15 protein-coding genes are annotated in these 17,040 nt (G+C 70.9%); 9 read left to right on the top strand and 6 right to left on the bottom strand.

The genetic code is table 11. The annotated features are described in order from the left end of the window. Positions 1-26: 26 nt before the first annotated feature. Positions 27-1,070 (bottom strand): ABC transporter substrate-binding protein, encoded by a 1,044-nt coding sequence (locus EAO75_RS29220; protein ID WP_147998144.1) that lies wholly within the window; start codon positions 1,068-1,070, stop codon positions 27-29. Positions 1,071-1,275: 205 nt separating this feature from the next. Here EAO75_RS29220 and EAO75_RS29225 point away from each other — a divergent pair, with 205 nt between their 5' ends. Both EAO75_RS29225 and EAO75_RS29230 read left to right on the top strand, forming a co-directional pair. Further along, complete coding sequence (locus tag EAO75_RS29225) at positions 1,276-2,061, top strand: cyclase family protein (RefSeq protein ID WP_147998145.1); 786 nt, start codon at positions 1,276-1,278, stop codon at positions 2,059-2,061. After that, complete coding sequence (locus EAO75_RS29230) at positions 2,058-3,698, top strand: thiamine pyrophosphate-binding protein (protein WP_147998146.1); 1,641 nt, start codon at positions 2,058-2,060, stop codon at positions 3,696-3,698. Before EAO75_RS29225 ends, EAO75_RS29230 begins: the two co-directional genes overlap by 4 nt. Before the next feature lie 62 nt (positions 3,699-3,760). On the opposite strand, the gene EAO75_RS29235 is transcribed toward EAO75_RS29230, so the two are convergent. Then, positions 3,761-5,206 carry a glyceraldehyde-3-phosphate dehydrogenase gene (locus EAO75_RS29235; protein WP_147998147.1) on the bottom strand — a complete coding sequence of 482 codons (1,446 nt, stop codon included), beginning with the start codon at positions 5,204-5,206 and terminating at the stop codon, positions 3,761-3,763. Between the two features lie 158 nt (positions 5,207-5,364). Between EAO75_RS29235 and EAO75_RS29240 the strand changes: the two genes are divergently transcribed. From EAO75_RS29240 to EAO75_RS29255, 4 genes are all read left to right on the top strand, one after another. After that, complete coding sequence (locus EAO75_RS29240) at positions 5,365-6,324, top strand: LysR family transcriptional regulator (protein ID WP_147998148.1); 960 nt, start codon at positions 5,365-5,367, stop codon at positions 6,322-6,324. Positions 6,325-6,475: 151 nt separating this feature from the next. Further along, complete coding sequence (locus EAO75_RS29245) at positions 6,476-8,407, top strand: collagenase (RefSeq protein WP_147998149.1); 1,932 nt, start codon at positions 6,476-6,478, stop codon at positions 8,405-8,407. A gap of 162 nt (positions 8,408-8,569) precedes the next feature. Next, positions 8,570-10,933: a molybdopterin cofactor-binding domain-containing protein gene (locus EAO75_RS29250; protein ID WP_147998150.1), complete on the top strand. Its 2,364-nt coding sequence runs from the start codon at positions 8,570-8,572 to the stop codon at positions 10,931-10,933. A gap of 8 nt (positions 10,934-10,941) precedes the next feature. Next, positions 10,942-11,418, top strand: coding sequence for a (2Fe-2S)-binding protein (locus EAO75_RS29255; RefSeq protein ID WP_147998151.1), 477 nt, complete (start codon positions 10,942-10,944; stop codon positions 11,416-11,418). Between the two features lie 38 nt (positions 11,419-11,456). On the opposite strand, the gene EAO75_RS29260 is transcribed toward EAO75_RS29255, so the two are convergent. Together EAO75_RS29260 and EAO75_RS29265 are read right to left on the bottom strand one after the other, a co-directional pair. Then, entirely contained in the window at positions 11,457-12,089 is a 633-nt protein-coding gene (locus EAO75_RS29260; RefSeq protein WP_261989480.1) for an esterase/lipase family protein, read from the bottom strand. A gap of 108 nt (positions 12,090-12,197) precedes the next feature. Beyond that, entirely contained in the window at positions 12,198-13,157 is a 960-nt protein-coding gene (locus tag EAO75_RS29265) for a LysR family transcriptional regulator (RefSeq protein ID WP_147998153.1), read from the bottom strand. Positions 13,158-13,276: 119 nt separating this feature from the next. Between EAO75_RS29265 and EAO75_RS29270 the strand changes: the two genes are divergently transcribed. Beyond that, the gene (locus EAO75_RS29270; protein ID WP_147998154.1) at positions 13,277-13,972 is read left to right on the top strand and encodes a type 1 glutamine amidotransferase domain-containing protein; all 696 of its coding nucleotides are present in this window, start codon (positions 13,277-13,279) and stop codon (positions 13,970-13,972) included. Between the two features lie 151 nt (positions 13,973-14,123). Here the strand turns inward: EAO75_RS29270 and EAO75_RS29275 are convergent, their stop codons facing one another. After that, positions 14,124-14,366 (bottom strand): hypothetical protein, encoded by a 243-nt coding sequence (locus EAO75_RS29275; RefSeq protein ID WP_187284626.1) that lies wholly within the window; start codon positions 14,364-14,366, stop codon positions 14,124-14,126. 170 nt (positions 14,367-14,536) lie between these two features. Between EAO75_RS29275 and EAO75_RS29280 the strand changes: the two genes are divergently transcribed. Both EAO75_RS29280 and EAO75_RS29285 read left to right on the top strand, forming a co-directional pair. Continuing rightward, positions 14,537-16,039, top strand: a complete 1,503-nt coding sequence (locus EAO75_RS29280; RefSeq protein ID WP_147998156.1) for a purine-cytosine permease family protein — start codon at positions 14,537-14,539, stop codon at positions 16,037-16,039. Then, entirely contained in the window at positions 16,036-16,752 is a 717-nt protein-coding gene (locus tag EAO75_RS29285) for a peptidase E (RefSeq protein WP_147998157.1), read from the top strand. Before EAO75_RS29280 ends, EAO75_RS29285 begins: the two co-directional genes overlap by 4 nt. A gap of 19 nt (positions 16,753-16,771) precedes the next feature. Here the strand turns inward: EAO75_RS29285 and EAO75_RS29290 are convergent. Next, positions 16,772-17,040, bottom strand: a 269-nt coding sequence (locus EAO75_RS29290; protein ID WP_147998211.1) for a peptidoglycan-binding domain-containing protein, incomplete at its 5' end; no start/stop codon positions are given.

Consider the following 17,040-nt stretch of genomic DNA (forward strand, 5'->3'; position numbering starts at 1 on the left):
TCAGGTGGCGCGGCGAATGGGTGTGCTTACTTGGTGAGGTACTTCTCCAGGTCCGCGAGGACCTCGTCGGCCGCGGTGACGCCCAGGCCCAGGTACCAGGTCTCGTCCGGAACGTCGTAGGCGTGCCCGGCCTTGACCGCGTTCAGGTTCTTCCACAGCGGGTTGCCCTGTGCCCGGGACTTGTCGGTGGCCTTCGCGTCGCCGTACACACCGGTGAAGATGTAGTCCGCGTCGGCCTGGTCGATGTTCTCGGCGCTGACCTCGGCGGCCAGGTCCTCGATGTCCTGGTTCTCGGGGCGTGGGATGCCGGCGTCCTTGAGGATGGTGCCGATGAACGAGGCGTTCGCGTAGAGCCGGATCACCCCGTCGGGCAGGTAGCGCACCATCGACACGGTCGGCTTGTCCGCGCCGAGTTTGGCGTCGAGTTCGTCGACCTTCTTGTCGTACGTGGCGAGCTTCGCCTTGGCCTCGGCGGTCCTGTCCAGGGCCGCGGCGTTCAGGAGGTAGTTCTCCTTCCAGGTGAAGCCGGGGCGGATGGAGAAGACGGTGGGTGCGATCTTCGACAGCTCGTCGTACTTGTCCGCGGCGCGCAGCTGGCTGCCGAGGATCAGGTCGGGCTTGAGACCGGCGATCGCCTCGAGGTTGAGGTTGTTGATCGTGCCGACGTTCGCCGGCTCGCCGGCGTCCTTCTTCAGGTAGGAGGGCAGTTCGGGGGAGCCCTCGGTCGGGGCGAGGCCGACCGGCTTGATGCCGAGCGAGACGACGTTGTCGAGCTCGCCGACGTCCAGGACCACGACTCGCTTGGGCTGGGACTCGATGACCGTCTCGCCCATGGCGTGCTCGATGGTGCGCGGCCACTGGCCAGGACCCGCGTCGGTGCCCATCTCGGCCGTCTTCTTCGCGGCGGACGCGAAGTCCTTGCCGCCCTTGGCGACGCCCTTCTTGTCGCCGGCGCCGGCCGCGGAGCCCGCGTTGTCCGCGCCGTCGTCGGAGCTGCCGCAGGCCGCGAGGGACAGCGCCGCGGCGACGGCGAGAGCGATGGCGGCCGGGCCGCGACGCCGGTGAAGCATGACAGGGCTCCCTCTTGGTGCAGTTGGGTCGGCCGTTAGGCCAGCCTCACCTTATCCGGACCTTCATGCGCCCTACACGTGAGCCTGTGTGGTCCCTGTCACGGCCTTGCGGCGCCATGTGCGCATCGGTGGGTCGGGCCACCGAACAGGACGGGGCAGGGCTGAGATGCTGTCAGGGCGAACACCGTCCTTTCGAGGAGGCGCCATGTCCGAGCCGTCCGTTCTTGCCGCGCTGGTCTCCGGATTGCGTGGCGGATCGATCGAAGTCGTCGACCTGACATCGCCCTTGTCGTCGTCTACCCCGGTGATCCAACTGCCGCCCCAGTTCGGCCAGACGGCCGTCTTCGAGCTGGAGGAGATCAGCCGGTACGACGACCGGGGCCCCGCCTGGTACTGGAACAACTTCCGCAGCGGCGAGCACACCGGCACCCACTTCGACGCCCCGAACCACTGGGTCACCGGCAAGGACCTCGCCGACGTCGCCTCGGTGCCGGCCCGCCGTCTGATCGGACCTGCGGTCGTGCTGGACTTCACCGCCGAAGCCGCGAAGAACCCCGACTTCCTGGTCGAGATCGACCACGTGAAGGCATGGGAGGCCGAGAACGGCCCCTTGCCCGAAGGCGGTTGGCTGCTGGTGCGCACCGGCTGGGACGCACGCTCGCACTCCCAGGAGGCGTTCCTCAACGCCGACGACAGCGGCCCGCACACCCCCGGCCTGTCGCCGCAGTGCGCTCGCTGGGTCGCCGAGGAGTCGCCGGTCATCGGCCTCGGCGTCGAGACGGTGGGCACGGACGCCGGCGCCGCGCACTCCTTCGACCCGGCCTTTCCCTGCCACTCCTCCCTCATGGGCAGTGACAAGTACGGCCTGACGCAGTTGCAGAACCTCGCCGCGCTGCCCACGACCGGCTCCGTCGTCATCGCGGGACCGCTGCCCATCGTGAACGGTTCCGGCGCCCCCGCGCGCGTGCTCGCCCTGGTGGAGCGCCGATGAACGTCGCGGAAGCGGTCGGCCGGGCGCTGTGCGCGGCCGGGGTCGGTCAGGTCTTCGGAGTCGTCGGATCGGGCAACTTCCACGTCACGAACGCCATGGTCGCGGCGGGGGCGCGGTTCGTCGCCGCACGCCATGAGGGCGGCGCGGCGACGATGGCGGACGCGTACGCCCGGACCAGCGGCGAGGTCGCGGCGGTGAGCGTCCACCAGGGGCCCGGCCTGACGAACGCGATGACCGGCATCACGGAGGCTGCGAAGAGCCGTACGCCCCTGATCGTGCTGGCGGCCGAGGTGACCGAGACCCGGTCCAACTTCCATGTCGACCAGGAGGCGTTGGCCCGGGCGGTCGGAGCCGCCACGGTCCGGGTGACGTCGGCCGAGGAAGCCGTCGAGCAGACCTGCGCGGCGGTCCGGCTGGCCGTGCGGGAGCGGCGTACCGTCCTGCTCAACCTCCCTCTGCCGGTACAGGCGTCGGAGGTCCCGGACGGGGCCCTGGCACAGGCGGCGCCACCGACGCCGCGGGCCCGCGTGGAGCCGGACGCGGCCGACGTGACGGCTCTCGCCGAGCTGCTCGGTCGCTCCCGGCGCCCGGTCTTCGTGGCGGGGCGGGGAGCGCGGGAACCCGGCGGCCGGGAGGCCCTCACGGCCCTCGCCGAGCGCTACGGCGCGCTGCTCGCGACCTCGGCCGTGGCCCGCGCGCTCTTCCACGGCGACCCGTGGAACCTGGACGTCTCCGGAGGCTTCGCCTCACCCCTGGCCGTCGAACTGATCCAGGGCGCGGACCTGATCGTCGGCTGGGGCTGCGCGCTCAACATGTGGACGATGCGGCACGGCCGGCTCATCGGCGCCCACGCCACCGTCGTACAGATCGACGACGACCCCTCGGCACTCGGCGCGCACAGGCCGGTCCACCTCAAGGTCACCGGCGACGTCCGCCGCACCGCGCGCCGGGTGTTCGAGGAGGGCGGGGAAGCACGGGAGGGCTATCGGACGCCGGAGGTCCGAGCGGCCCTCGCGGCGCGACTGCGCTGGCATGACGTGCCGTACGAGGACACGAGCTCGCGCGAGCGGATCGACCCGAGGACGCTCAGCATCGCGCTCGACGAGATCCTGCCCGCCGAGCGGGTGGTCGGCGTGGACTCGGGCAACTTCATGGGCTACCCGACGATGTATCTGTCGGTGCCGGACGAGAAGGGCTTCTGTTTCACGCAGGCCTTCCAGTCGATCGGGCTGGGGCTGGCGACCACCATCGGGGCGGCGCTGGCCCAGCCGGACCGGCTGCCCGTGGCCGCCCTGGGAGACGGCGGCGCGTTGATGGGCGCCGTCGAACTCGACACCGTGCGCCGGCTCGGGCTGCCCATGGTGGTCGTCGTGTACGACGACGAGGCCTACGGCGCCGAGGTGCACCACTTCGGCCCCGCCGGGCACCCCCTCGACACCGTGCGCTTCCCGCCGACGGACATCGCCGCCGTGGGGCGGGGCTATGGCTTCGAGGCCGTGACCGTGCGGACGCGCGCCGACTTGAAGGCCGTGGCGGACTGGGTCGCCGGGCCGCGCACCGCGCCCTTGCTGATCGACGCCAAGGTGGTCGCCGACCACGGCTCGTGGTGGTTGGAGGAGGCGTTCCGGGGCCACTGACCCGGCGAACGGCGACGACCGCCCGGCGCACGCTCGCGCGGCGCCGGGCGGTCGGGCGGAAATCAGACCGCCGGGGCGGGGAAGGTCGGGTACTCCACCCCGGAGACGTGCTGGACGACACGGATGACCTGGCAGGAGTAGCCGAACTCGTTGTCGTACCAGAGGTAGAGGATGGCGTTGTCGCCCTCCACCTTCAGCGCGCCCGCGTCCACGATCGAGGCGTGGCGGGAGCCGATGAAGTCGCTGGAGACCGCGTCGGGCGCCGTGATGAAGTCGATCTGGCGGCGCAGCGGCGAGGTCAGCGACACGTCGCGCAGGTAGTCGAGGACTTCCTCGCGGCTCGTCTCGCGCCCCAGCTGGAGGTTGAGGATCGCGATCGACACGTCCGGGACCGGGACACGGATGGAGCTGCCGGTGATCCGGGCCTTCAGGTCGGGCAGCGCCTTGGCGACGGCCGAGGCGGCGCCGGTCTCGGTGATGACCATGTTCAGCGGCGCGCTGCGGCCACGACGCTCGGACTTGTGGTAGTTGTCCAGCAGGTTCTGGTCGTTCGTGAACGAGTGGACGGTCTCCACGTGACCACGCTGCACACCGAACTCGTCCTCCATCGCCTTGAGCGGCGGGACTATGGCGTTGGTGGTGCAGGAGGCGCAGGACAGGACCTGCTCGTCCGGCTTGATCGTGTCGTGGTTGACGCCGTGCACGATGTTGGGGACGTCGCCCTTGCCCGGCGCGGTCAGCACGACCTTGTCGATGCCGGGGCGCAGGTGCTTGGACAAGCCCTCGCGGTCGCGCCACTTGCCGGTGTTGTCGATGAGGATGGCGTTCTTGATGCCGTACGCCGTGTAGTCGACCTCGGACGGGTCGTTCGCGTAGATCACCTTGATCGCGTTGCCGTTGGCGATGATCGTGCTGTTCGCCTCGTCGACCGTGATCGTGCCCTGGAACTGGCCGTGGATGGAGTCGCGGCGCAGCAGGGAGGCGCGCTTGACGATGTCCTGTTCGCCGCCGCCGCGCACGACCATGGCGCGCAGCCGCAGACCGTTGCCCGAGCCGGACTTCTCGATCAGCAGACGGGCCACGAGCCGGCCGATACGGCCGAAGCCGTACAGGACGACGTCCCGTCCCTCGCCGCGCTCGATCTTGTTGGCGCCGGTGGCACCGGCGACGGCCTCGGCGGTGAACGCCTCCACGGTCAGACCGCGGTCGTCGGCCTTGTACGTCGAGGCCAGCATGCCGAGGTCGATCTGCGACGGGCCGAGGTCCAGCGCGGCGAGGGCCTTCAGGAACGGCAGCGTCTCGGTGACCGAGAGCTCCTCGCCCGCGATCTGCCGGGCGAACCGGTGGGTCTTCAGGATGCTGACCACCGACTTGTTCACCAAGGAGCGGCTGTGGAGAAGGACGGTCACGTCCCGCTCCCGGTGCAGCTTCCCAATGATCGGGATCATCGACTCCGCGATTTCCTCGCGGTTCTTCCAGTTGGTGAACGAGTCGTCGTTGACAGTCACGGGGCCTATCTTTCGAGCTAGGTGGCGCTCATATGCTAACCGCAGGTTTGGGCGAGCTTTCAGAGGGGGGTCGGTGCGAGCCGAGAGTGTGCTGATTCACTCGCATTTGACCCTTTCGTTCGGGCGATACTGTGTCGACGTGAAGGAGGAGTGAGCGGGTGGAGCTGGAGCTGCGGCATCTGCGCGTGCTGTGTGCCATCGCGGACGCGGGGAGCGTGGGCCGGGCCGCGACCGAGCTCGGTTACTCCCAGCCCGCGATGAGCACCCAACTCCGGCGCATCGAGCGGTACTTCGGCGAGTCGCTCTTCGAGCGCGGCCCGACGGGCGTGCGGTTGACCCCGTACGGCTTCGAGGTCGTCGCCCAGGCACGCGACGTCCTCACCCGGGCCGACGCGATCGGGCGCCGACCGGCCGCGGGTGCCGGGCCCGAGCGCCGGCCCCTGCGCGTGGCCGCGACCAACTCACCGATGCTGGCCGGCATGGTGTCGGGCGTGCGCTCACGGCTGCCGGACGTCTCGCTCGCGGTGAGCAGCGTGTACGCCTCGTCCCGGATCGTCGAGCTGCTGGAGGAGGGCGTGGTGGACGCGGCCATCGCCGCCGACTATCCCGGCAGGGAGCTGGAGCACTCGGACGCGGTGGCCCATCGCGGCATCGTCACCGAGCCGACGTTCGTGGCCCTGCCGTCCCGGCATCCGCTCGCCCAGCGCACGCAGGTCGCGCTCGCCGACCTGGCCGGGGAGGACTGGTTCCTGACGCCGGACGACGGGGCCGGATGGCCGGGCGTCTTCTACACGGCCTGCACGGCGGCCGGCTTCACACCCGCGGCCGTGCACGAATTCCTCGGCGACCAGCAGCAGTTGCAGGGGATGATCGCCGACGGGCTCGGCGTGGCCGTCGTGCAGCCGACGATGCGGCCGGTCCCGCACGTGGTCGTCAAGCCGCTCGTCGGCACGCCGCTGTGGTGCCGTTATGTGCTGGCCTGGAGGCGTGCGGCGGTCGCCGACGACGTGGCCGAAGCGCTGGTGCAGTCCGCCACCGCCGCCCACCGCCAACTCGTCGGCCAGTCCCCGCACTTGAAGGCATGGGCCGCGCGCACCTGGAGCCCGGCCGGGGGATAGGCGGCAACGCGCGGTCCCGGTACGCGTGTTATGGCGATCCGGTGCCATGTGCTATGTCACACGGCATTGTTGGTGCGCGGTGGCGTTGAGACAGTGCCACACACGCCTCAGCACCCCACATCGAGGCGCATCCATCCGTGGAGGAATCCAGATGCGCTACCGCTTCGTGCTGCGCAGACGCATGGTCACAGCCCTCGCAGCCTGCGTCACCGTCAGCGGCCTACTGTCGACGCCGGCCCTCGCGACATCCGCGCCCCGCGCCGACGCCGCCCCGGCCGCATCCCGGGTCACGACACAGCCGCCGCCACCGACCGGCCGGACCGTCGACGCCGCCGCCCGTCCCGCCGTACAGGACCGGTCGCTGAACCGGACCCACCTGCCTCCCCTGACGCCGCCGCGCGTCCCGACCCGGCCGAGCTCGGAGCCGGGACTGAATGCGGCACCCTGCACTCCCGGCGACTTCGGCGGCAGGACCGGCGCCGCACTCGTCGCGTTCGTCAAGGCCTCGACCACGGACTGCGTCAACACCCTGTTCGGGGTCACCGGAACCGACGCGCGCGCCGTGTTCCGCGAGTCCCAGATGGTCACGATCGCCGAGGCGTTCACCCGCGCGGCCAGGACCTACAGCGGCGACAACGCCTCCCGCGTGTGGCAGCTCGTCCTGTTCCTGCGGGCCGGCTACTACGTGCAGTTCAACCACCCGGACGATGTCGGCCCCTACGGCACGGTCCTCGCCCGCAACACCACCCGCGGCCTGGACGCCTTCTTCGCCCGCCCGCACTCGGGGGATGTCACCGACGCGAACGGCGACGTGCTGGGCGAGGTCGTCATCCTCACCGACAGCGCCGACCGGCAGGCCCGCTATCTGCCGGTCTACCAGCGCATACTGAAGGGCTACGACAGGTCCTACGACGCCATCTTCAGCATGCTGGCGGCCGTCAACTCCGTGTACACCCCGCTCTGGCGCGGCAACTGGAACGCCGACTACGTCAGGGCGGTCACCGCCGACCCGTCCGTCGTCCGCACCCTGCACGCCTTCGCGCTCGACCACCTCGACCTGCTCGGCACCGACCGCGCGTACCTCACCTCCAACGCCGGTATGAACGTGGCCCGTTACGTCGAGCACCCGGCACTGCGGACGACGGTGCGCCCCCTGGCCAAGCACCTGCTGGACACGACCCGCATCACCGGCCCCACCGCCGGTCTGTGGGTGGCCGTGGCGACGCAGGCCGACTCCTACGACGGTGCCGAGTGCGCCTACTACGGCGTCTGCGACCTGGCCGGCCAACTGACCCGCGCGGCCCTGCCGGTCACCCACGCCTGCAACGCCGACCGCACGATCCGGGCCCAGTCCCTCACCTCGGCCGACCTCGACGCGGCGTGCGCCAGCGTGCTGCGCCAGGACGCGTACGTCCACGACCTCGTCCGCGACGACGGACCCATCCCGGGCCAGTACCTGTCGACCCTCGACCTCTTCGTCTTCGCCAGCAGCGAGGACTACCGGACCTACGCCGGAGCGATCTTCGGCATCAGCACGGACAACGGCGGCATGACCCTGATCGGCAACCCGGCCGACCCCGCGAACGAGCCGTTCGCGGTCATGTACCAGAAGAGCCAGGACACCGGGCACGCCGCCCGTATCTGGAACCTCAACCACGAGTACACCCACTACCTCGACGCCCGCCACAACATGAAGGGCGACTTCGCCCAGCAGACGTCGGTGCCGGACGTGTGGTGGATCGAGGGACTGGCCGAGTACGTCTCCTACGGCTACCGCGGCATCACCTACGACCAGGCGGTCACGGAGGCGGGCCGGCACACCTACCGGCTGAGCACCCTCTTCCAGAACACGTACACCAACAGCGACGTCACGCGGACCTACCCGTGGGGCTACCTCGCGGTCCGCTACATGTTCGAGAAGCATCCGGACGACGTCCAGCGCATGCTCGCCCGCTTCCGCGTCGGCGACTACCCCGGCGGCCATGCCGTCTACGCCACCGACATCGGCACCCGCTACGACGCCGACTTCGACCAGTGGCTGACGGAGTGCGCAGCCGGCGCGTGTGCGGCGACGGCGAGGTGACACCGATGCCGTGATTCCTGGCCGCGCCGGCCTTCACAGGTGAGGCTGTTGTGGGCGTTGCGTGTCGAAGCGCCGCCAGGAACTTCCGGAACGCGTGCGGGCCGTGCACAGTCAGGAGCCGCCGGGCACGGCCCGCACGTCACGTCGCCGGGAGGTCAGCCGATGGGAACGCACCACCGCTCGGAGCGGCCGGGCCAAGGGACGGGGCGCCCGGACACCGTGTCCGCCGCCCGCCCCGAAGGCGTCAGCCGACGCCGATTCCTCGGCTATGTGGTCGCCGGGTCGACGCTGACCGTCGCGGCACCCCTCGGTGAGACGGTCCTCGCGCCGGCCGAGGCGGCCGCGGTGGTCCCCTCGGTGCCCGGCCCGGCCGAGATCTACGACCTCAACGACCTGCTCACTCACGCCGCGCTGCCCACGGCGAACCTGATCACGATCCGGCTCGACACCGACGGTACGGCCTCCTTCGCCCTGCCGCGGGCCGAGGTCGGCCAGGGCATCACCACCTCCAGCGCCATGCTCATCGCCGAGGAGCTGGACCTCCCGCTGGAGAAGATCCACGTCACCCTCGCCGACGCACGACCGGAGCTGCTGTTCAACCAGCTCACCGGCGGCTCGAACACCACCGTCTCCACCTACACCCCGATCCGCGTCGCCGCCGCCGTGGCCCGCGGCCGTCTGCTGCGGGCCGCCGCACTCGAACTGGGAGAGGCCCTCGGCACCCTGACCGCGAAGGCGGGGGTCATCACCTCGACCGTGACCGGCAGGAGCATCGGGTACGGCGAACTCACCGAGAAGGCCGCCTCGGTGGCCACCGGACAGGTCGCCGTGACCCTGAAGGAGCCCGCCGACTTCAAGGTGATCGGCACCGCCCGACGGCGCATCGACGCGCTGGAAGCGGTCACGGGCCGCAAGAAGTTCGCCATGGACGTCCACGTGCCGGACGCGCTGCCGACGATGGTGTGCCGGCCGCCGACGATCAACGGCACCGTCCGCTCGGTGCAGAACCTGGACGCGGTGCGGGCCATGCCCGGCATCACCGACGTCGTTCGCGTCCCGACCGGCGTCGCCGTGCGCGGCCGCACCTTCGGGCAGTGCATCGACGCGGTCCGCGCGCTCCAGGTCGACTGGGGCCCCGGCACCGCCGAGGACGCCTCCGACGACAGCATCCGCGCCGAGCTGCGCAAGGCCGAACTCCCGCTTCCGGGGCTCGACTTGCTGACCAAGTCGGTAGACGCCCGCTTCACCTTCCACTTCGCCAGCAACAGCGCGCTGGAGACCAACTGCGCAGTCGCCGACGTACGGCAGGACTCGGCGGAGATCTGGGCGAGCCTGAAGGCGCCGATCGTCGCCCAGGAGGAGATCGCGCTCAAGCTCGGACTCCCGGTGAGCGCGGTCAAGGTCCATGTGACGGAGGGCGGCGGCTCCTTCGGCCGCAAGCTGTTCCACGACGCCGCCGGTGAGGCGGCCGAGGTCTCGCGGGCGATGGGCAAGCCGGTCAAGCTGATGTGGCACCGCACCGACGACTTCCGGCAGGGCCGGACCCACCCCATGTCCACCTCACGGGTGCGCGCCACCTACGCGCTCGGCCAGGTCCTCACCTACGACCAGCGCCACACCTCCGTGGCCACCGACTTCGGCCACGGCGTCGGCGAGATCATCACCGCCGGGGCCAGCCGCCTGCCCGTCGGCGACCTCACGTTCTCCGAGACGATCTTCACGCTCACCCAGCAGACCCCCTACCACTTCGGGCTCGTCACCCAGCTGCTCAGCGAGACCGACAAGGGCTTCAACACCGGTTCCATGCGCAACATCTACTCGCCCAACGTGCGCTGCGCGCAGGAGCTGGTGGTGGACGAGCTGGCGAAGCGCATGGGCAAGGACCCCTACCGGCTGCGCCGCGCCTTCCTCAAGGACGAGCGGGCACGGGCCGTCCTCGACAAGGTCGCCGAGGCGGGGGAGTGGGGGCGCGCCATGCCGGCCGGGACGGCGCAGGGCATCGCGCTCCACCCCGAGTACCACGCGTACGTCGCGGTCCTCGCCGAGATCGACTGCCGCCCGCAGACCACCGGACGCGAGATCCCGGACGCGTACACCGGGCCCCGCGTCACGAAGGTCGTCTGCGCCGTGGACGTGGGTCTCGCGGTCAACCCGCGCGGCCTCCAAGCCCAGATGATGGGCGGCATCATGGACGGCATCGCGATCACCCTGAGCTCCGGACTGCACCTCGCCGACGGGCACTTCCTGGAGGGCAGTTGGGACAACTACTTCTACACCCGGCAGTGGAACACCCCGCCGGAGCTGGAGATCATCGTGATGCCGCCGACCACCGACTCGCCCGGCGACGCCGGAGAGTTGGCCGTCGCGGGCGCGATGGCGGCCGTGGCCTGCGCCTACGGGCGTGCGACGGGCACGATGCCGACGACCTTCCCCCTCAACCACGAGGAACCGCTCGGCTTCGAACCGCTGCCCACCACCCCGCCGATCCCGGCGTCCCCCACCGACGGCCTGAGCCGCGCCTTCTAGGAGCCCCCGTGCCCGAACACACCTTCATCCTCAACGGCGAGTCCGTGACCGTGGACATCGAGGACGACGTACGGCTGCTGTGGGTGCTGCGGGACGTCCTCGGCGTCACCGGACCGAAGTACGGCTGCGGGCTCGGCGTCTGCCAGGCCTGCACGAGCCACATCAACGGCAAGGCGTTCAACCCCTGTTCGGTGCCCGTGAAGGACCTGCGTCCCACCGACGAGGTCACCACCATCGAGGGCCTGCCCGCCACGGTCGGCAGCGAACTGCACCCGATGCAGGAGGCCTGGCTGGAGTACGACGTCGCCCAGTGCGGCTACTGCCAGCCCGGCCAGATCATGACCGCCGTCGCCAAGGTCCGCCAGGCCCGCCAGGAGGGCCGCGAGATCAGCGAGGCCGACCTCGACGAGATCCGCAACGTCTGCCGCTGCGGGACGTACCACCGCATCCGGGAGGCCATCGTGGCGGGCGCGAAGAAGTACTGAACGTGCCCCGTGGCCGCGCGGCCACGGGACACGCGCGGTCAGCAGGTGGGGCGCTGTGCGTGAGCCGGATCCAAGGCGTTGAGCACGAGCCGCGTGGCCAGGTCGTTGTAGCTGATGCCGACGTGGTCGACGAACTCGGCGGGGCACACCTCCTGGAGCTTGACGTTGGTGACGTTGGGGGCAGCGTCCAGATAGGCCGAGGTGTACGGGGTGACGACCTCGTCGTACCGGGTGGTGATCACCGTGTAGGTGACGCCCGGGTCGGTCTCGGCGCCGGCGTTCAGGTCCCGGAGGAAGTCCGAGCCGATGAGCTGCTGGCTGCACGCGGCGCAGCCCGAGCCGAGCACCGCGGTGCCGCCGGGGATCGCCAGGGCGAGGAGGCCCAGGCCGGAGAACGTGGTGCCGTGGTTGGACGGGGTGAGGGCGATCAGTTTGTCGACCGACGCCGCGCCGCCGAGGTTCTTGATGTAGTGGCGCGGCATCATCCCGCCCTGTGAGTGTCCGACCAGGTCGACCTTCACGGCGCCGGTCGCGGCCCTGACCCGGTCGACGAAGTCCGCCAGCCGGCGGGCCGAGTCGGCCATGTCGTCGGTGCCGAGCAGGGGGCCCGAAGTGCCACCGTGGTTGAGGGCGAAGACGCAGTACCCGGCCTTCTTGAGCCGTGGTGCCAGCGCCGCCCTGTTCGGTGACCGGCTCGGCGACCCGCGGTTCCGGTTCGAGGCGCTGCTGGCGCTGCGCACCCACGCGCTGCGGGCGGACACCGGGTGAGGCGCCGGGAGTCACCCGTCGCGGGTTGTCTCCAGCAGGTGGTCGCGGACCAGGGCGACATGGGGGTTGCCGGAGGATCCCGGGCGCTGGACCAGGAAACCGGTGTTGATGGGCGGATCGTCGGGGTCGTGCAGCAGGACGAGCGCGCCCGAGGACAGTTCGGCCGAGCACAGGTAGCGGGGGAGCACGCTGAATCCCGTACCGCCCGCCACCGCGGCCTTGACCGCGTTCAGGTCCGGCATGGTGACCGCCGGCTGGCGGGTCAGACGCCGCCCGAAGACATGACGCCAGTAGCGGCGCACGATCGGCACGTCCTCGGCGTAGGCGACCAGCGGTACACCGTGCAGCGCGGCGGGCCCGTCGGCCGCGAGCCGCGCCGGGCCGCCGATGCGCTCCGCCCAGGCGGGAGCCGTGACCAGCACGAACTCCTCGTCCACCAGCGGCACCGAGGCCAGGGCCCGACCGCGTGGCCGGTAGGTCGACAGCACCAGGTCGTAGCGGCCGGCCCGCAGTTCCTCCAGGAGCGGTTCGGTCAGGCCCGGGGTGATGCGCAGCCGTACGCCCTTGTCGACCAGTGGCGCGAGGGTCGGCATGACACGGTGGGTCAGCAGCTCGGCCGGACCGGCCAGGTGCACCGGTTCCGCCGGGTGCACGTCGGCCGACCCGCCCGCCCCCGCGACGGTGGCGAGGGCGTCCAGCGGCTCGACGATCCGGGCGGCGAGCTCGTCCGCGTAGGGGGCCGGGGCCACACCGCGCGCCAGGCGCTGGAACAGCTCCCGGTCCAGCTGCCGCTCCAGCGTGCGGATCTGCGTGGTGACCGTCGGCTGGGACAGGCCCAGCAGCCGGGCCGCGGCGGTGAAGGAGCCGGTGCGGTACACGGTGAGGAACGTGCGCAGCAGGTTCAGGTCCACGGGCGCTGCGCCCCCGAGCTGGGCCTCCTCCACCGCCTCATTGGAATCCCTATGTCTCATATGGACGAGCCTATTGGATTCCAATGGCAGATCTTGCGTACGGTCGGGGCATCGACGTCCTGACGATCTGCGCGCACGGCGTCGGGACCTCCTGGACCCCCTCTCGAAAGAGCCCCCGCATGTCGAAGATCCTTTTCGTGATGACCGGCGCCGACCACTGGACGCTGGCCGACGGCACCAAGCACCCCACCGGCTTCTGGGCCGAGGAGGCCGCCGCCCCGTACGAGGCGTTCAAGGCTGCCGGTCACGAGATCGTCGTGGCCACGCCGGGCGGTGTCGTACCGCCCGTCGACAAGGGCAGCCTCGCGGCCGCCGCCAACGGCGGTCAGGAGAACGCCGACCGGATCGCCGCCGTGCTCGACGCGATGACGGAGCTGCGGGAGCCGATCCGGCTGGAGGACGTGCACCTCGACGACTACGCCGCCGTGTTCTACCCCGGCGGTCACGGCCCGATGGAGGACCTGGCGGTTCACGCCGGCTCCGGCAGGCTGCTGACCCTCGCCCTGAACTCCGGCAAGCCGCTCGGTGTCGTCTGCCACGCCCCCGCCGCACTGCTCGCCGCCACCGGGGCCGACGGCACGAACACGTTCGCCGGTTACCGCGTGGCCGCGTTCACCAACGCCGAGGAGACCCTTGCGGGCCTCGCCGACCGGGCCAAGTGGCTGCTCCAGGACCGGCTCACCGAGGCGGGCGTGCAGGTCCAGGTGGGCGAGCCGTGGGTCCCGAACGTGGTCGTCGACCGCAACCTGGTCACGGGCCAGAACCCCGCCTCCTCCGCCCCGCTCGCCGCCGAACTGCTGAAGAAGCTGGGCTGAAGCAGCCTGCCGCCCGCCCGCCCGTGTGCCCGGGCCACGGCAGAGGACGCCCCGTGCGCGACACGCGCACGGGGCGTCCTCGCGGTTGCTGAGCGGCCTGCTGGACACCGCCGACGTCGAGCGGCGATGAAGGCGAGGCCGATACGTCTACCTACTGAAGGAACGAGGTGTCGGCGTCACCGAAGCCCTGCTGCCCCTCCTGCATGTCGTCCTGGGTCCCTTCACTGCCGAAACCGGCGCCGGCCGGCTCGTCGAACGAGGGCCCCTGCCAGGCCGGGGCTCCTTGGCTTCCGGCACCGACGCTGCTCTGGTCGTCGACATCCGCGTGGGCAGCGGCAGCGCCGCCCAGGACGAACAGAGTTCCGAGGGCGGCGGCAGTGAATGCGGTGCGCATACGCATGCGTACTCCTGTGAGGTGGGTGCTGTTGTCTGATGAAGATCACCCTCGGAAGGCAAGGCGTACACCAAGAGCCACTCGGATGAGTGACTGCAGCATGGCAACCAGCGCGACGGACACCCGCAGACGGTGTTCCGCGGCGGGACGAGCGGTGCGACGATGCCGGGATGATCACCTCCCCGGACCCACTCGACGGCAGACCCCAGGGGCGGGGGCTCCGCGTGGAGACCCACGGCCTCGACGTGATCGCCGACACCGAGCGCYAAGGCACGCCCCGCACGCTGTTCTGGCCCTGGTTCGGCGCCAACGTGTCGATCCTGGGCCTGAGTTACGGTGCCTTCGCGCTCGGCTTCGGCATCTCCTTCTGGCAGGCGCTGGCCGCAGGGGTCGTCGGCATCGTCTTCTCCTTCCTGCTGTGCGGGTTCGTCGCCGTGGCCGGAAAACGCGGCTCCGCGCCCACGATGGTGCTCGGCCGCGCCGCATACGGCGTGCGCGGCAACCGCCTGCCGTCGGTGATCTCCTGGGTCCTCACCGTCGGCTGGGAGACCGTGCTCTGCGCCCTCGCCACCCTGGCCACCGCGACCGTCTTCGCCCGGCTCGGCTGGGGCGGCGGCACCGGGACGAAGGTGGTCGCCCTCGTGCTGGTCGGGGCGCTGACCGTCGTCGTCGGCGTCATGGGCTTCGACCTGATCATGCGGCTGCAGACCGTGATCACCGTGGTCACAGGCGTGCTCACGATCGTCTACGTCGCCCTCGTCGCCGACCACATCCACTGGTCCGCCGTCAGCGCCGTACCGGCAGGGTCCGCCCAGGAGTTCATCGGCGCGCTGGTCTTCATGATGACCGGCTTCGGTCTCGGCTGGGTCAACGCGGCCGCCGACTACTCCCGCTATCTGCCGCGCAGCGCGTCGAGCCGAGGCGTGATCGGCTGGACCACCTTCGGCGCGTCCCTGGCCCCGCTGCTCCTGCTGCTGGTCGGCCTGCTGCTGGCCGGCTCCTCCGCCAAGCTCGACGAGGCCGTGGCCGCCGACCCGATCGGCGCGCTGACGACGCTCCTGCCGACCTGGTTCCTGGTCCCGTTCGTGATCGTCGCCGTCCTGGGCCTGGTCGGTGGCGCGGTCCTCGACATCTACTCGTCCGGCCTGGCCCTGCTCTCGGCGGGGTTGCGCGTGCCGCGCTACGTGGCCGCGCTGTTCGACGGAGTGCTGATGATCGTCGGCGCGATCTACATCGTCTTCGTCGCCGACGACTTCCTCGGCCCGTTCATGGGCTTCCTCACCACGCTCGGTGTCCCCATCGCCGCCTGGTGCGGCATCATGCTCGCCGACCTGGCCCTGCGCCGCCACGACTACGACGAGCCCGACCTCTACCGCCCCACCGGCCGCTACGGCGACGTACCGCTCACCCCGCTGCTCCTGACGCTCACCGCCACCGCCCTCGGCTGGGGCCTGGTCACCAACTCGACGGCGAGCTGGCTGGAATGGCAGGGCTATCTGCTGGGCCCCCTGGGCCTCGGCGGCAGGTCCGGCGACTGGGCCTACGCCAACCTCGGCGTCCTCGCGGCCCTCGCACTCGGCTTCCTCGGCGCATCGGCGCTGCGGCGCGGGCATGTCCGCGAACAGGAGGCGCTCGCACCGAGCCCGGTGGCGGACGAAGGGGCGACCCCGTGACGACGAGTCGCCCGCACCTGCTGGCTCTCCTCGGCGGAGGCTTCTCCACGGACGCCGACGGGCTGCTGGACGACTGGGTGCTGGGGCATGCGCGTAGTCCCCGGCCCAGGGTGTGTTTCCTGCCGACCGCCAGCGGTGACGCCCCCGCGTACGTCGAGAGATTCCTCGCCGCGTTCAGCGACCGCCCGGACTGTGAACCCTCCGTCCTGCCCCTGTTCGACAGGAAGCTCGACGATGACGCGCTGCGCGCCTTCGTGCTCGCGCAGGACGTGATCTACGTGGGTGGCGGCAACACCGCCAACCTCCTCGCGGTGTGGCGCGTGCACGGTGTGGACCGGCTGCTGCGCGAGGCCTACGACCACGGAACCCTCATGTGCGGCATCAGCGCGGGCGCCAACTGCTGGGCGGAAGGCTCGCACACCGACTCCTTCGGCCCGCTCACCCACCTCGCGGACGGCCTCGGCCTGCTGCCGGGTTCGGTGTGCCCGCACTACGACAGCGAACCCGGACGCCGACGTTCCTACAGGTCGGCCGTGGCGAAGGGAGCCCTGCCCGCCGGATGGGCCCTCGACGACGGCACCGGCGCCCTCTTCACGGACGGCCGGCTCACGGAGACCGTGTCCCGGTCGCCGGGCGCGTCCGTGTACCGGGTGGTGAGGGACGGGACCGGCGAAGCCGACGAACGGGCGCTGCCGTGCCGGGACCTGTCCTGACCCGCCCCGGCTCGCCCCGTCACGGCTGAGAGGTCTCCGACTCCAGCGAGGTGCGGGTCGCGCCGCCGTAGACGCCCGACTCGTCGCTGAGGATGACTCGGGTGAGCTGGTACGTGCCCACCGCGCTCTCGACCCGGCGGTCGTAGTCGCCGTCGACGTCTGCGGCGTAGAGACCGATCTGGCGCAGGCGCAGCTGGAGTTCGGTGACTTCCGGTCCCTGGTCGCCGAGGCGCAGGACCGGGGGCTGCCCCTGCGCGTGGCTCGGTTCGGGGGCGGCGGTGGCAGTGG

Origin of the sequence: Streptomyces sp. UW30 (assembly GCF_008042075.1) — a bacterium.
In the GTDB taxonomy this organism is placed as follows: Bacteria; Actinomycetota; Actinomycetes; order Streptomycetales; family Streptomycetaceae; genus Streptomyces.

Coding starts and splice junctions, on each gene's coding strand:
- EAO75_RS29220 (WP_147998144.1), bottom strand. CDS start 1,070: ATGCTTCACCGGCGTCGCGGCCCGGCCGCCATCGCTCTCGCCGTCGCC.
- EAO75_RS29225 (WP_147998145.1), top strand. CDS start 1,276: ATGTCCGAGCCGTCCGTTCTTGCCGCGCTGGTCTCCGGATTGCGTGGC.
- EAO75_RS29230 (WP_147998146.1), top strand. CDS start 2,058: ATGAACGTCGCGGAAGCGGTCGGCCGGGCGCTGTGCGCGGCCGGGGTC.
- EAO75_RS29245 (WP_147998149.1), top strand. CDS start 6,476: ATGCGCTACCGCTTCGTGCTGCGCAGACGCATGGTCACAGCCCTCGCA.
- EAO75_RS29250 (WP_147998150.1), top strand. CDS start 8,570: ATGGGAACGCACCACCGCTCGGAGCGGCCGGGCCAAGGGACGGGGCGC.
- EAO75_RS29265 (WP_147998153.1), bottom strand. CDS start 13,157: ATGAGACATAGGGATTCCAATGAGGCGGTGGAGGAGGCCCAGCTCGGG.
- EAO75_RS29270 (WP_147998154.1), top strand. CDS start 13,277: ATGTCGAAGATCCTTTTCGTGATGACCGGCGCCGACCACTGGACGCTG.
- EAO75_RS29275 (WP_187284626.1), bottom strand. CDS start 14,366: ATGCGCACCGCATTCACTGCCGCCGCCCTCGGAACTCTGTTCGTCCTG.